The organism is Salifodinibacter halophilus (assembly GCA_012999515.1).
In the GTDB taxonomy this organism is placed as follows: domain Bacteria; phylum Pseudomonadota; class Gammaproteobacteria; order Nevskiales; family Salinisphaeraceae; genus Salifodinibacter; species Salifodinibacter halophilus.
This window is the reverse complement of the sequence record JABEEB010000348.1, coordinates 1-262: the sequence shown is the minus strand read 5'-3', so window position 1 is coordinate 262 and position 262 is coordinate 1. Positions and strand designations below refer to the sequence as shown.

The window sequence follows — 262 nt, the reverse complement described above, 5'->3', positions numbered from 1 at the left end:
GCTGGTGACGCCGCTCAACGCCTGGCAACGCAACCGCATCGGCATCGACCCGATGGAACTGCGGCCGACACGCGCCTGGACCGGGTCGAAACCCTGTCCACCCCGCGCGACCGCTCCGGCACCGTGGTGCGCTTCTCGATCGAGAAGATCCGCGCGGCGGTGCTGATCCTGCGCGACGCCGCCGGCGCGCCGCTGCCGCTGGGCAGCGCCGTGCTCAGCGGCAACGGCGAGCGCGCGACGGTCGGCTACGACGGCGAGACGT

At 73.3% G+C, this 262-nt stretch carries 1 protein-coding gene; it reads left to right on the top strand.

Annotated features, from left to right (window positions below; all coding sequences use genetic code 11):
- Positions 1-262, top strand: a 262-nt coding sequence (locus HKX41_11975; GenBank protein ID NNC24852.1) for a hypothetical protein, incomplete at both ends; no start/stop codon positions are given.